Origin of the sequence: Clostridium sp. DSM 17811, assembly GCF_018861905.1 — a bacterium.
In the GTDB taxonomy this organism is placed as follows: Bacteria; Bacillota; Clostridia; order Clostridiales; family Clostridiaceae; genus Clostridium_AD; species Clostridium_AD frigoriphilum.
Genome location: NZ_JAHLDU010000025.1, coordinates 34,827 through 49,073 on the forward strand (window position 1 = coordinate 34,827; position 14,247 = coordinate 49,073).

A 14,247-nucleotide genomic window follows, 5' to 3' on the forward strand; every position below is an offset into this window, starting at 1 on the left:
AATGATAATTAAAATGAGAAAAAACTTTACCTTATACTGGCCTAGTTTTGTAGATGTGGAATTATGTAAAGATTTGGGTATAATTACTATGATATTTAGCAAATATTTAAACTACAATAGTTCAATTTTATGTAATAAAAATCAAGAAAATTATGATGAAGTAACAAAGGAAAATATCACAATGATTTATGCGGTTGATGATGTCATAATTAATAACGCTTTGGAAAATACGGATGTACTCTTGCTTATAGGGTATTATGATTTTAATTTAAGAATGATAGAAAAATATAAATCCATTAATCCAAAAGGGAAAATTTATTTGAAACTTGACTTAAATATACATTGGTTAAGAAGAATAGTGCTTGGTAAGGAGAACACTGATTTGCTGAATCAATGTACTCTTATTTCTGTGGAATGTAAAAATCTTAAAAAAACACTCCATGAAAATTGGCCAGTAAAAATTGAATATATACCAAATGGGTATTATAACGCGGGTATTACTAGAAATATAGAATACAAAGAGAAAGAAAATACAATAATTACAGTAGGAAGACTAGGAACTTATGAAAAAGCTACAGAAGTTTTACTTGAGGCATTTAAATTAGCAGCCCCAAAGCTTCTAAATTGGAAGTTAAAACTTATAGGAAGTATAGAACCATATTTTCAAGCATATATTGATAATTTTATAGAAACTAATCCAGAATTAAAAGATCAAATTATTTTCACAGGAAGAATTAATGATAGAAAATTAATTGAGGAAGAATATAAAAAAGCAAAGATTTTCTGCCTTACTTCAAGATGTGAGGGATTTCCAAATGTATTTGGAGAAGCAGCTAACAAAGGGTGTTATATAATTTCGTCAGATATAGATCCGGCATGGGATATCACAGATGACAAAAAATATGGAAGCGTGTTTCCTATAAATGATCATGTAGCTCTTGCAAATGAACTGATAACAGTTTGTTTAAATGAATCAAGACTGGAATCGGTATGCAAGGATATTCAAATTTATACAAAAGAGAATTTTGAATGGATAAAACTTTGTGAAAAGATAGAATCTTTCTTAAACGAAAATAATGAATAAGATAGGAGAGTGATTTATGGATAATAGCAATCTAGTAAGTGTTCTGGTACTATCTTATAATAATTTTAAATATATGAAAGAGTGTCTAAATTCAATTTTAGAGCAGAATTATCAGCATATTGAAATTATTATTAGCGATGACTTTTCAAGCGACTTTAAGAAAGATGAAATAGAACAATTTATAATGGATAATAGAAAAGAAAATATAGTTAATTATGTAATAAATCAAAATTCATGCAATTTGGGAACAGTTAAAAATTTAAATAAGTCAATTAGTTTAGCTACTGGTAATTATTTTATTAACCTTGCTTGTGATGATGTACTCTTTGATGGTGAGGTTATAAGTAATATTGTAAAATATTTTTTAGAATCAAATTATCTGGTATTAGCCGGATATGTAGCTGAGTATGATGAACAATTAAAGGAATGTTTATTAACAACACCTATATGGCAATATATTAAGCATATCTACGGGAATCCTATTGATTGTTATAGACTTTTGTGTGAGGGTAATTTTATACCTGCGCCTGGGATGTCTTACAAAAGAGAACTTATAGATAGATATGGTATGTATGATGAGGAATATAAGTTGCTAGAGGATTATCCCAGATGGCTATACTTATCAAGAAATGGATGCAGTATTGGCTTTTTACCACGATATATCGCTAAATACAGAAAGGGTGGTATCTCATTCAATAGGGATGATAAGAATGATAAAATCTATAACGATGATTTAGCTCTAGCTAAAGAAAAGGAAATATTACCTTATGTGAATACAATCAAGGATGTCAACTACAAATAGAAGGGAATATATTAGACATCTTATAGCTAAAAGGAGGTTTTAATTTGTGAGCATCGAAAAAAAATTAAAAACTATTTCATGTAAAGAATACTGCAATATTCATAATTTTAAATATTCGTTGCAACAAAAGGAAGATTATCAGAAAATCTATCTACCAGATTACAGGGAAAATACTAAAGATAATAATTATATAGAGGTTAAGTATCCTGAAGTTTATATAGCTGAATTAAATAATGTTAATATTATTGGTGAGAATTATATTATTTTTGATGATAAAAATTATTGTATTTATGATATGCCATTCAATGATGATGAAAATAAATTTGATTTAAAATGTAATAACACAACATATGTAGATAAAAATATAACCTGTATTAATTATAATGGACCAATTGAAAATATTGATGAAGGAATAATGCTTATAGGAGCTTGTTCTTATAATTTTTCTCATTTTCATACAGAAGTAGTATCTAAATTGTGTTTTATTAATGGAATAAATGAATATGATAATGTTCCAATATTGATAGATGAGATTTGTATTAAAACATCGCGATTTCTGGAAGAGTTAGAAATGTTAAATAAGAATGTAAGAAAAATTGTTATTTTAAAAAAAGGGTCTGTTTACAACATAAAAAAATTAATATATATTTCAGATTTAGGGATTTATCCATTTCAGATTAAAGAAGGATATTTGCTTAAAAATAAAGATTGTGTATTTAATAGCCTAGGTATCAAATTAATAAATGAAAATTTATCAATTAAAAGTAATATATTTAGAAAATTATTTATTTCTAGGAGAACATCAGGTAACCCTAGGTTAGAAAACCAGAATAATGTAGAACAAATTTTTGCAGACAATGGTTATGAAATAATTTTTCCAGAACTTATGTCTTTTGTTGAGAAGTTAAAATTGTTTTCTGAAGCTAAAATTATAGCAGGGGTATATGGTGCAGGATTCACCAATATCTTATTTGCTAATAATAATGTAAAAATTATATGTATACAACCCAAAGCTATAGAATGGCCTTGGATTTCCAATATAGCAGGAATACTAAGGCAACAGTGTTATTTTTTAGATGCTTTGCTTTCTAAAGAAACACCATTTAGGTATTATCAGAACAGTTTTAAATTAGATGAAGAATATCTAAGAAAGTTTTTAAATCAATTTGAGGGTGATTGAATGAATAATTGTATGATTTCAGATAGTGCAATGATCAAAGAAAATGTAATTATTGGTGATAATGTAATAGTAGAAGACAATTGTTATATAGATTACGGGGTAATATTAAGAGATAATGTTCATATAAAAAAGGGGAGTTATATTGGAGCACGATGTATCTTAGGAGAATATTTAATGGATTTCTATTCTGATAGAATAAACAAGGTTCATCCTTTAATAATTGGAGAAAATGCATTAATTAGGAGCGACACAATTATTTATGGGGAAACAATTATAGGAAGTAATTTTCAAACTGGGCACAGGGTAACCATAAGAGAAAGGTCAATGATAGGAAATAACGTTAGAATTGGAACTTTGTGTGATGTGCAAGAAGATTGTAGCATAGGTAATTATGTTAGCCTGCATAGTAATGTATTTGTGGGAGAAAAAAGTGTAATAAAAGATTATGTGTGGATTTTTCCACATGTTATATTAACTAATGATCCAACACCTCCGTCTAAAACTTTAATAGGAGTTACTGTAGAAGCTTATGCAGCGATTGCTGCTGGAGGTATAATTTTACCTGGAGTAAATATAGGTGAGGATTCATTAGTTGGAGCAGGAAGTGTTGTAAGTAAAAATGTAGAAAAAGAAACATTGGTAGTTGGTAATCCAGCAAAGAAGAAATCTCAAATACAAGAGATAGAAAATAAGCAGACGGGGCAGCAAGTTTATCCCTGGAAGTATACTTTTTCTAGGGGAATGCCTTGGGAGGAGCTAGGATATAACCAGTGGTTAAAAAGTGAAAGTTCAAAATAAATGGATAAACTAAGCACTATTAAATATTAATACATGATAAAAAGGAGGGACTACCGCATGAACATTGAAAAGAGATTAAAGAATATTTCATGTAAGGAATATTGTAATATCCATAATTTTGAATATTCTATTCAACAAAAAGAATATACTCAGAAGGTTTATATACCAGATTACAGAGATAGCCTTGAAGTCAATAATTATGTATATGCTAAATATCCCGAAACTTATATAGCTGAGTTATATAATGTAAACTTGATTGGGGGAAATAGTTTAATTTTTGATAAAAATGACAATTGTATTTATGATTTGCCACTGATGGATGATGAAAATAGATTTGAACTAAGATGTGGCAACGCACTTTTTGTAGATAAGAATGTTACTATAGTTTATTATGATAATTCGACTGAGATAATTGAAGAGGGAATTATGCTTATAGCAAATGCTTCTTTTAATTATTTTCATTTTAATTTGGAATCATTATCTAAATTATGTTTTTTTGATGAAATAGGAGAATACGATAAAGTACCAATATTAGTGGATGAAAGATGTCTTAGAATTCAATCCTTCAAAGATGAATTAGATATGTTAAATTCACATGGTAGGGAAATTGTTTATTTAAAACAAGGATGTTCTTATAATGTTAAAAAATTAGTATATTTATCAGACCTAATTATTTCACCTATGAATTTTAAAAAAGATGTATTGATAAGATATGATGATTATATAATGAATGAAGTAGCGGTCAAACTACTTCATGATAAGTTATCTATTAATAGTAATATAACTAAAAAATTATTTATCTCTAGGAGAAATTGTAGTCTTATTAGATTAACGAATCAAAATGAAATAGAACAAATCTTTAAAGAGTATGGTTATGAAGTAATATATCCAGAAGAAATGTCATTTCAGGATCAATTAAAGACTTTTTCTGAAGCTGAATTCATAGCTGGTGCAAGTGGCGCTGGATTTACAAATATTTTATTTGCTAATAAAAATGCAAAAATAATATGTATTTTACCTAAAGAAATAAAACTTACCTGTTATTCAAATATTGCTGGTGTATTAGGACAAGAGTGTTATTACTTAGACGCAAAAATTCATTATAATACAAGTACAGTTTATTATCAGGATAGTTTTGAATTAGAAGAAGACTATTTAAGAAAATTTTTAGAAGGGTTTAAATATTAATATTAAGGAGAGGCAACATGTATAATTGTTCACTGCTTAAATTTATGAATATAAATAGTAAATATGGCGACTTAACACCTATAGAAGAAATGGTGGATATCCCTTTTGATATAAAACGTATATATTATATTACCAAAGTACCTCAGGGAATTGAAAGAGGTTTCCATGCACATAGAAAACTTCATCAAGTGCTCATATGTCTTAATGGTTCTGTAAAAATAAAGGTTAAAAACCCAAAGGAAGAGAGTGAATTTGTATTAGAAGATACATCAGTTGGTCTATATCTTGGACCATATATTTGGAGAGAAATGTATGATTTTAGTGAGGGCGCTGTTCTTTTAGTACTTGCCTCCGATTACTATAGCGAAAGTGATTATATAAGAAATATGGACTTTTATATGCAAGAAGCAGTCAAAAGATATTAGGGAGTGATTAGGGTGGATGTGCCATTTATAAATTTTGAACCAATGCATAGTGAAATAAGAGATAAAATTATAGAAGCTTTTAAAAGAGTATACGATAGAAATTGGTTTATCTTAGGACAAAGTGTAGATGATTTTGAAAAGGATTTTTCAAAGTATTGTAATACTGAATATTGTATAAGTTGTGGGTGTGGCTTAGATGCACTTTGTCTTATATTAAGGGGCTATGATATAGGGGTGGGTGATGAAGTAATTGTACCTTCTAATACGTATATAGCTACTGCATTAGCAGTTTCAAGTGTTGGAGCCAAGGTTGTTCTAGTTGAGCCTAATATTAAAACATTTAATATTGATGTAAATAAAATTGAAGAGGCTATTACTAAAAGAACAAAAGCAATTATTGCTGTTCATTTATATGGTAGACCAATAGACGCTTATAAAGTAAGAATCCTATGTGAAAAATACAATCTCAAATTTATAGAAGATGCAGCGCAAGCTCATGGAGCAATGCATAAGGGTGAAAAAATAGGAAGTATTGGCGATGCAGCTGGGTTCAGTTTTTATCCGGGAAAAAATTTGGGAGCATTAGGCGATGGCGGAGCTATTCTCACTAATGATATTATTTTGGCACAAAAGGTGCGAGCATTAAGAAACTATGGTTCAGACATTAAATATCACAATGAATATAGGGGGGTAAATTCAAGACTTGATGAAATACAAGCAGAATTTTTAATAGTAAAGCTAAGGTATCTTTATAAATGGAACAATGATAGACAAAGAATCGCAAGGCTATATATTGAAAGAATAAATAATAGTAAATTAATTCTTCCAGATATAAATCTAGTTAAGGATTCAGTATGGCATATATTTCCTGTGAGGACAGAGTATAGAAATGAATTACAGCAGTATTTGAAAGAGAAAGGAATAGGAACTTTAATTCATTATCCAATTCCAATACATCTTCAAAATGCGTATAAGGAATTAGGGTATAAGCTGGGTGATTTTCCAATATCCGAAGAAATCTCAAGGACTGTACTAAGTTTACCAATGTGGTATGGAATGAGTGAGGAAGAGATTAATTATGTTATAGATGTTTTAAATCAGTGGTAAAGAGGTAGAAATTTGACAAAGGGTGCGAATGCTATTCAGCAGTTAAGCTGGGTTAATATAATTAGCACCCTTTATATAGTTCTAAGAGATTTTTGGCTATTAGGTTTGAATCATGATACTTTTCTACAAAAAGTCTACCATCTTCTCCCTTTTTCTCTAGCATATCTTTATTTATAATTAAATATTCAAGAGTATCCTTTAAGCTATCTGGATTTGCTGAAATAATAGGTAATTCCTTAGGATATTTATCCTTCATAGGATCACTAATAAAGGTTATGACTGTCTTAGCCATTGCCATAGCCTCAATGGCTAGTAAACCATAAGATCCGATTCGCAATTGATCGATTATTATATCTGCTTCTTCGTATATTTTTCTCGCCTCTGAATGAGACATTCCCTGTACTAATTTAAAATTAAAAGAATACTTATCCTTTAATTCTTCTATGACTTTAAGTACTGAATCAGTGCCCTTTATCTCTGGTGAGGTAGGAGCATGCACAATGCATAATTCATGATTAATTTTTTTGCTCTTTATGGTATATTCTTTAATGTCTATAGCTTGTTTTACATAATGTACATTTTTATAAAAGTCTTTAACATACTCATATAATTCAGCATCAGAAACGATGCAGTTATCAATATATTTTCCTAAAAACTCAAGTTTGTTTATCATTTCTTTTTCATCTGTAACTTTTACCTTTACATAAGGGTTGTATTTTGATGCTACAGAATAAAGCCTTACATCTGAACCCCAATGTTGCATAAATATTTTTTTGTTTAAATTTTTTAGTATAGGCAAATCAGAATAATCCAAAGTAAGACTTGTTCCAAAATGAAAATGAAAGATATTATTTTCATTTATTAATTTCACAGCTAATTCTTTACTCAATCTGTCAGCTTCATTAATATCTATCGAAAATAGATTTAGATTATAATCTGATTTGTAATCTAAGTAACTAGGATAGTAATTAACAGATTTTGCTTCTATGTTGCATCCTTGTAATGCTTTTGTAATAGTATGCATTTGATTGGCAATTTCCATGGTTCCATGGATAACTTTTAAATTCTCCATTATGACGCCTCCCCTTAAAAGATAGTAAAAAGTTCTATAATTACATTTAACTGTTGTAATATAATATGTTCTTTTTTTAGAAATGTTCTTATTCAGAAACAATTTATGACTTTTATTAAAAGATTACTTTTAATGAGAATTATTGACACAATAAAGTAATAATTACATATATTATAGAGGGATGAGAAATCCCGAAAATCAAATCCAGGGAGATGTTTTGATTGGCAGCAAATTTTGATACACCATCATCTAGTACTCATTATGACGTAGCAACTACAGGAACCGTTGCTGGGTGGTCTACCGCTCGTGTTATGGTTACACTCACAGTTAGTGGTACTAATGCGGCAAGAACTGCAACTCAACAAGTTTTTTATAGAGAAATGAATTATAATAATACAGCAACATCAACAGCATTAGGAATTTCAACTACAGTTCGTATGGCTATCTCACCTAAATTGCATGGTAATGAAACCGTAGCGACTGTTGTAAACTTTGGTTACTAAAATTAAAAATTAAGACTGAAAAATAAAGAAACATGGGGTCATTGACTCCATGTTTTGTTATTAAAAAGCTAAATATTAATCTATATGAGATAGAAAAAAGTGGGGCACAGAAGTGTACCTCACAATTTTTATTAAATCTATTTTTTTAGTATATCTAGTCCAACTGAATCATATATATCAAATTCCTTTATGGAACGTATTATTTCTTTTTTAGCGATATCAATATATCCATAATTATTATAAAGTTTCCCAAGGTAAAGAAGCGCAAAGTTATTATTTATTAAATTAAGCAAGTTAACGGCTATCTTTAATTCATCAAACTTATTGTTTATAAGCAGTATTTCACAAATTTCTAGTATAATAATAATATAATCTTTTTCATTTTCATCTTCAGATAACATAGCGGTTGGTTCATTTGTGAATAATTTTACTAACTCAGAATATACATTCAGTAGCTTTTTATTGTATTCGGATAAAGTGTTTTCTTTAAAACTACCTACTGTGGATGATGCAAGATCATAGTTGTTGTTTAATATGCTACTTAAAGCCTTATACATTGATAGATGCACGTGAGTAGGAGAATTTTGATCTATAGTATCTATATTAATGCATTCATCAAAGGCATTAGTTCTAACAAAACATTTAGCTTTTAACATTGTAAGATTTTCAGTAACAATTCCTGATTTTGCGCATTTCTCAATATATTCTAATGATATTTTATAGAATCCTTCATTATAAAATATATCTGCAATAGTGGCATAAGAGGTCGGAAAATCTAAAAACAGACTTTCCATAATAGACTTAAATTTATCAAGAGATGTGCGTTTTTCCTTTAATATATGACAAATACAATAGAAAGGGTCTATAAAATCAGGATTTGATTTTGTAGCTTCAATATAATAATCATATGCAGCATCATAATCATTAAGGCCCATATAGCTATTACCTAATTCATAATAAGCTTTGAAGCTTCCACTTCCATGAAAAAACTTCAATTCAGAGGATGGTTCACCAAGTTCAATGCATTTCTTTAGGGCTTTTATTTGAAGTGTAGGTTTGCCTAAATCTTTATAGACAAGAGCTTTAAAAAAATACAAGTCGGTAAACTTTGGATAATATCCACATGCAATATCTATAAAGTTTAGTGCTTCATTGTATTCTTGTATATTATAATTTGAAATAATTATTCGTAAAAGTAATATTGAACTGAATCCGGTATTAGGATCAAAATTTTCATAGGCTTTATAATAATATTTAAGAGCCTTTTTTACATCACCTAAGGATGTATACTCATTGCCTAGATTAAAGTAATTAAATTTATTAGTGGGCTCTTTTTTTATTTGTTCATTTAAAATGGCAATATTCCTATCTCTTTTGTTTTTAGAGATTATGCTTTTATTCAAATATCCATAATGGTGTATTTTTATAGAACTACAGATTGTATCATATTTGCCTTGTTTATATACTAACTGATTATGGATTCTCCCCTCATAATAAATTTCACGGTTGTTTTTAAACATTCTTGGGTTTAAATTAACGGTGATACAATTATTATCAACAATATCTCCGTAGTAGCTTAATGTTTCAAAAAAATAAAGTGTATCTTCATCTAATTGAGTATTTAACAATAACTTGAAATTTTCTTTATAGTCATCATGTAATTCATCATCTGCATCTAATATTAATATCCAGTCTTTGGTAGCATATTTTAATGATTCATTTCTAGCTTCACTAAAATTATTATTCCACTTAAAGTAATAAACTTTAGCACCATAACTTTTAGCGATTTCTATAGTTCTATCTGTAGATCCTGTGTCAACGATAATTATCTCATCAACAATATCTTTAATACTTTCAAGACACCTAGGCAAGTAATTTTCTTCGTTTTTTACAATCATGCATAGACTTATTTCATTCTTCATTGTATTTCCCCCTAATTTCAGTTAATAATTATGAGTACTAAAACTGGTACTTCTCTATTAATTATTAATTGAAAACATTGCTATTTCAGTATACTAAGCAAAGTTTAAATTTTTACTCGGTACATAGTATGCATAATTAAATAAGGGTGTACCTAATTATAATTATCCTTTATAAGATCCAGAAAGACTTATATTTTCAGTATCTCCTGGATTTTCTTGTGGAATAACTGCAATATTATAAAATTTGTCGATTGCAAGTGGAGTGCTACTTGCAGAATTATCATACTGATCAGTAACATAATAATTATCAATATGACCAGTATTACTTCTAGTTACTGATAGAGTTAAAATTATTACATATATTGAAAAAGAAGCTACTATTCCTGTAACTTCAACTTTTCTTATTGTTGGTATTGGGGGTGGCGGAGGATTTGGATAAGATGGGCAATTACAGGGACAAGGATAATATATTACCTTCATAGGGCTGCTATTTTCATGTATTATAATAGCGTTTTTAGTGTTATAAGTTACTTTTATAAATGGTGTTAGATATTTATCACTACATATTGCTGAACCAAAGCTAGTGATAAAATCATTGTTTTTTTTACACAGAATTATCCCCTTATTTGATAATGCATTCCTAAACCATAGTGAAACAATCTTCGTGAGATTGGCCGTAACTGATATTTTAGATGTTAGTGGATACAGACTGCCTTGAATAATATGGTTAACTTCAGGAGGATTATTGTAAGTGCTGAAGGTACTAAAGTAGTCAAACAATGGATATATATAAATGCATTTTTTGTTGTCCTTATAGAAATTATCAGTTTTAAATAATACAAGTTCTGCATTGGATATTTCAGCGTTACTTGGTACTTTTGAAATATCAAAAAATAAAAAGCTTGAATAAGTATATAATCCATCACTTCCTACAGTTATGTTTTTTTCATTAATATTTCCATCAGAAATTTTGGTTGTTACTGTAAGACTTCTAGTTGATGGTATTATAATACTTGGCATTTTAGCACATCCTTATACTTATTAACTTAACTTAACATATAATATTCTATTGATAGTATTTTGTGATTATTTTTTATACATAATTTATATCAGAATGAGTTAGTGTATGTTTTCAATCAAATACTAAATGATTTAAGGAATATTCTATAATTGAAAGTAATAAAATATTATTAACAGATGATTCTAAGTTTGTATATTACAAATAATATAAATTTAGAATTATCTGAATATATTTTGAAGGGATTTTTAATAATTATGTCTAAAAGAATATTAATAACCGGAGGAACAGGATTTATAGGGAAAAATATAATAAGGTCTATAAATAACGAAAATCACATTATAAATATTGGAAGAAATAAAAATTTAATGTGTGATAATATATTTTGGAATTTACAGGATAATTTAGATGATTTATTCATCGATAATGTAGATGTTATTATTCATTGTGCGTCAATAGTAGGCAATGATAATATAAACAAATCTGACTATATAGATATTAATGTAAAATCGACTTTGGAATTATTAGAATTTGGCGTGAGAAATAAAATAAAGAAATTTATTCTAATATCAACTGGAGGTATATATGGATTTAGAAAGAATATATTGGATGAAAATGATATTTGTAATGCAAAAGAAATATATTCATTAAGTAAATATTTTTCTGAAAAAATATGTGAATTATATAAAGGTAAATTATCTATTGTAATTTTAAGATTGTTTTTTCCATATGGTGACGGACAAAAGGGTAGATTAATCGGTAACTTATTTAATGATATTTTAGAGAAAAATAAGATTATGTTGAACAAAAATGGGATGCCAATAATTAATCCAATTCATATTTTTGATGTTGTAAATATAGTGGAAAATATTATTGAAAATGATTTGGAGGGGATATTTAATATTTGTGGTAATGAGTTTATTTCTATAGAAGAGATTTGTAGAAAAATTGCATTTATAATAAACGTTCATGAGCCTAAGTTTATATATTGTGACAATGATATAGATAATTTAATGGGAAGTGGTAAAAAAATATGTAGGTCATTGAATTATAATATGCAGATGAATTTAAATGAGGGACTTGAATTATTTTTCATGTCATTAAAGAAAGAGGGACAAATTTGAGATGAAGTACAAATTATGGAAGAGCGAAGGAGCAGGAATCCCAGACAAGAATAAGCTTAAAAAGTGTGGGGAAAATGTTATAATTGAGGATGGTGTGAGAATAATTTTTCCGGAAAATATTGAAATAGGCGATAATGTTTATGTAGGTCATGATACCATATTAAAAGGATATTATAACTCTATTCTAAAGATTGGGTCTAACACATGGATTGGTCAACAATGTTTTATTCATGGCGCAGCAGGTGTTACTATTGGTAAAAATGTAGGGATTGGACCAATGGTAAAGATTCATGGAGCAAAGCATAAAGAAACAAAAGGTGATGCTATAATTTTATTTTCAGAATTAGAATATTTACCAATAAATATAAAAGATAATTGTAATGTTGGAATAGGATCTGTAATTCTTCCTGGGGTAACAATTGGAGAGGGAAGTATAATAGGTGCAAATGCAGTAGTAAATCAAAATATACCAGCATTATCTATTGCAGTAGGTGTACCTGCAAAAGTAATAAAAACAAGAGAATAAAAAATAATTATGTTAATTGTATGCATAGGGAAATATAGTATAGTAATGATTAACATTGCTATACTACATATGAAATAATCATGTGTATCAGGGCCAGGCTATTTTTCTAAATTCCTATACCATTCAATAGTTTTTGTTAAGCCTGAAGTTAAATCATACTTGGGACTATAACCTAATAAGTCTACAGCTTTGTCTATATTTGGTACTCTTAATTCAACATCTACATAATTTTTGGGAACATAAGCAATTTCTGATTTAGAGCCCGCAATTTGTTTTATTAATTGTGCTAGCATTCCAATAGTTATAGTTCCTCTAGGATTTCCAATGTTAAAGGAATTACCTATGGCTTCTTCCTTCTCAAGACACAATGATATTCCATTAACAAAATCCTCAATATAACACCAGGATCTAATCTGATCACCATCACCATGTATTTGTATCTGTTCATTTCTAATTGCTCTCATTATAAATTGATGGACAGCACCTTCACCAACTTGACCTGGACCATATATATTAAATGGTCTAATGGTAACAACCTTAAGGCCATATTCTTTATAATAGCTGTGTGTTAAATGTTCCGCTGCAAGTTTACTTACTGAATAAGTCCATCTAGCCTCACCAACGGGAGCCAGGTTTGTTGTACATTTCTCATCTACTTTATAGGCATAAGTACCAAAAACCTCACTTGTAGAAAAATCAATAAATTTATCTATATAGTTTGCATAGTCCTTTAATGCCTCTAAAATATTCGCAGTTCCTATCATATTAACTTTCATAGTGTTTACTGGACTTTTAATAACGGTCTCTATACCGGCTATTGCTGCAAGATGAATTACAACATTGGGTTTAAAATCATCTATAGCTTTTTTTAGAGAGAAATAATCTAAAATATCTCCTTTTATTAAATTTATATTTTTATTGTCTAGAAGTGATGTGTATTTAATAGAATTTCTTGTTAAATTATCATAAATTAAGATTTCGTTATTATTGCGAAGCATTTCAATTATGCGAGAGCCAATAAAACCTGCTCCACCAGTTAAAAATATTTTTTTGCTTTCCATTTAAGTATCTCCTCCATTAGAGAATATGATTAATAACACTATTTTAATTGGATATTATAAAAGTCTCTATATATAGTATATTTAATTATGTTTTTTGTGATACTTTTGAAAATGGGATTAAGTGAGAATATGATATCAGGTACAGGAGTAAGTTCAAATATATTTTTTATGATATAACTTATCCATGCGTATCGTAATGCGAAATAGCGAACTATATGGAGATATGTGTAGACATATGAATATAATTCATGTATAAGGTATATATGATAGAATTGCTTTTTTATTAATGTGATAGAATATTCCTTGTCGTCACATACGAGTGGCGCATTGGTCTTTGAAAATTAAACAGAGAAATAGGTAAAGAAATGAAATAATATTTTATTTTAACCAGTCAATTACTTTAGTAAAAGTAATATTTTAGTCGTAAGGCTAAAAAG

The 14,247-nt window shown here is 28.4% G+C and carries 14 protein-coding genes; 10 read left to right on the forward strand and 4 right to left on the reverse strand.

Going from position 1 to position 14,247, the window contains the following annotated elements; all coding sequences use genetic code 11:
- The first annotated feature begins 1 nt into the window (after position 1).
- The 7 genes from KPL44_RS20465 to KPL44_RS20495 are packed head-to-tail and all read left to right on the forward strand — an operon-like array spanning position 2 to position 6,584.
- Entirely contained in the window at positions 2-1,084 is a 1,083-nt protein-coding gene (locus tag KPL44_RS20465) for a glycosyltransferase family 4 protein (RefSeq protein ID WP_253201872.1), read from the forward strand.
- Between the two features lie 16 nt (positions 1,085-1,100).
- Positions 1,101-1,886, forward strand: coding sequence for a glycosyltransferase (locus KPL44_RS20470; protein WP_216254041.1), 786 nt, complete (start codon positions 1,101-1,103; stop codon positions 1,884-1,886).
- 46 nt (positions 1,887-1,932) lie between these two features.
- Complete coding sequence (locus KPL44_RS20475) at positions 1,933-3,066, forward strand: glycosyltransferase family 61 protein (protein ID WP_216254044.1); 1,134 nt, start codon at positions 1,933-1,935, stop codon at positions 3,064-3,066.
- Positions 3,067-3,864: an N-acetyltransferase gene (locus KPL44_RS20480; protein ID WP_216254048.1), complete on the forward strand. Its 798-nt coding sequence runs from the start codon at positions 3,067-3,069 to the stop codon at positions 3,862-3,864.
- 57 nt (positions 3,865-3,921) lie between these two features.
- On the forward strand, positions 3,922-5,052 hold the full coding sequence (locus tag KPL44_RS20485; RefSeq protein ID WP_216254051.1) for a glycosyltransferase family 61 protein: 1,131 nt from the start codon (positions 3,922-3,924) through the stop codon (positions 5,050-5,052).
- Between the two features lie 17 nt (positions 5,053-5,069).
- Positions 5,070-5,477, forward strand: coding sequence for a sugar 3,4-ketoisomerase (locus KPL44_RS20490; protein ID WP_216254054.1), 408 nt, complete (start codon positions 5,070-5,072; stop codon positions 5,475-5,477).
- Positions 5,478-5,489: 12 nt separating this feature from the next.
- Complete coding sequence (locus KPL44_RS20495) at positions 5,490-6,584, forward strand: DegT/DnrJ/EryC1/StrS family aminotransferase (protein WP_216254057.1); 1,095 nt, start codon at positions 5,490-5,492, stop codon at positions 6,582-6,584.
- A 61-nt stretch (positions 6,585-6,645) separates the two neighbouring features.
- Here the strand turns inward: KPL44_RS20495 and KPL44_RS20500 are convergent, their stop codons facing one another.
- Entirely contained in the window at positions 6,646-7,656 is a 1,011-nt protein-coding gene (locus KPL44_RS20500; RefSeq protein ID WP_253201873.1) for a glycosyltransferase family 1 protein, read from the reverse strand.
- Between the two features lie 221 nt (positions 7,657-7,877).
- Between KPL44_RS20500 and KPL44_RS20505 the strand changes: the two genes are divergently transcribed.
- Positions 7,878-8,159 (forward strand): hypothetical protein, encoded by a 282-nt coding sequence (locus KPL44_RS20505; RefSeq protein ID WP_216254059.1) that lies wholly within the window; start codon positions 7,878-7,880, stop codon positions 8,157-8,159.
- 137 nt (positions 8,160-8,296) lie between these two features.
- Here KPL44_RS20505 and KPL44_RS20510 read toward each other — a convergent pair whose 3' ends face one another.
- Both KPL44_RS20510 and KPL44_RS20515 read right to left on the reverse strand, forming a co-directional pair.
- Complete coding sequence (locus KPL44_RS20510; protein WP_216254062.1) at positions 8,297-10,081, reverse strand: tetratricopeptide repeat-containing glycosyltransferase family 2 protein; 1,785 nt, start codon at positions 10,079-10,081, stop codon at positions 8,297-8,299.
- A 162-nt stretch (positions 10,082-10,243) separates the two neighbouring features.
- The gene (locus tag KPL44_RS20515; protein ID WP_216254080.1) at positions 10,244-11,101 is read right to left on the reverse strand and encodes a DNRLRE domain-containing protein; all 858 of its coding nucleotides are present in this window, start codon (positions 11,099-11,101) and stop codon (positions 10,244-10,246) included.
- A 255-nt stretch (positions 11,102-11,356) separates the two neighbouring features.
- On the opposite strand from KPL44_RS20515, the gene KPL44_RS20520 reads away from it, so the two are divergent.
- Both KPL44_RS20520 and KPL44_RS20525 read left to right on the forward strand, forming a co-directional pair.
- Positions 11,357-12,223, forward strand: coding sequence for an NAD-dependent epimerase/dehydratase family protein (locus KPL44_RS20520; RefSeq protein WP_216254083.1), 867 nt, complete (start codon positions 11,357-11,359; stop codon positions 12,221-12,223).
- A 1-nt stretch (position 12,224) separates the two neighbouring features.
- Positions 12,225-12,749, forward strand: coding sequence for an acyltransferase (locus KPL44_RS20525; RefSeq protein WP_216254088.1), 525 nt, complete (start codon positions 12,225-12,227; stop codon positions 12,747-12,749).
- A 98-nt stretch (positions 12,750-12,847) separates the two neighbouring features.
- Here KPL44_RS20525 and KPL44_RS20530 read toward each other — a convergent pair whose 3' ends face one another.
- On the reverse strand, positions 12,848-13,810 hold the full coding sequence (locus tag KPL44_RS20530; protein WP_216254091.1) for an NAD-dependent epimerase/dehydratase family protein: 963 nt from the start codon (positions 13,808-13,810) through the stop codon (positions 12,848-12,850).
- Between the last annotated feature and the right edge of the window lie 437 nt (positions 13,811-14,247).

Excerpts from the sequence above, each read along its gene's own strand:
- KPL44_RS20485 (WP_216254051.1), top strand. The coding sequence starts at position 3,922 with ATGAACATTGAAAAGAGATTAAAGAATATTTCATGTAAGGAATATTGT.
- KPL44_RS20500 (WP_253201873.1), bottom strand. The coding sequence starts at position 7,656 with ATGGAGAATTTAAAAGTTATCCATGGAACCATGGAAATTGCCAATCAA.
- KPL44_RS20525 (WP_216254088.1), top strand. The coding sequence starts at position 12,225 with ATGAAGTACAAATTATGGAAGAGCGAAGGAGCAGGAATCCCAGACAAG.
- KPL44_RS20515 (WP_216254080.1), bottom strand. The coding sequence starts at position 11,101 with ATGCCAAGTATTATAATACCATCAACTAGAAGTCTTACAGTAACAACC.
- KPL44_RS20530 (WP_216254091.1), bottom strand. The coding sequence starts at position 13,810 with ATGGAAAGCAAAAAAATATTTTTAACTGGTGGAGCAGGTTTTATTGGC.
- KPL44_RS20470 (WP_216254041.1), top strand. The coding sequence starts at position 1,101 with ATGGATAATAGCAATCTAGTAAGTGTTCTGGTACTATCTTATAATAAT.
- KPL44_RS20490 (WP_216254054.1), top strand. The coding sequence starts at position 5,070 with ATGTATAATTGTTCACTGCTTAAATTTATGAATATAAATAGTAAATAT.
- KPL44_RS20510 (WP_216254062.1), bottom strand. The coding sequence starts at position 10,081 with ATGAAGAATGAAATAAGTCTATGCATGATTGTAAAAAACGAAGAAAAT.
- KPL44_RS20480 (WP_216254048.1), top strand. The coding sequence starts at position 3,067 with ATGAATAATTGTATGATTTCAGATAGTGCAATGATCAAAGAAAATGTA.
- KPL44_RS20520 (WP_216254083.1), top strand. The coding sequence starts at position 11,357 with ATGTCTAAAAGAATATTAATAACCGGAGGAACAGGATTTATAGGGAAA.
- KPL44_RS20465 (WP_253201872.1), top strand. The coding sequence starts at position 2 with ATGATAATTAAAATGAGAAAAAACTTTACCTTATACTGGCCTAGTTTT.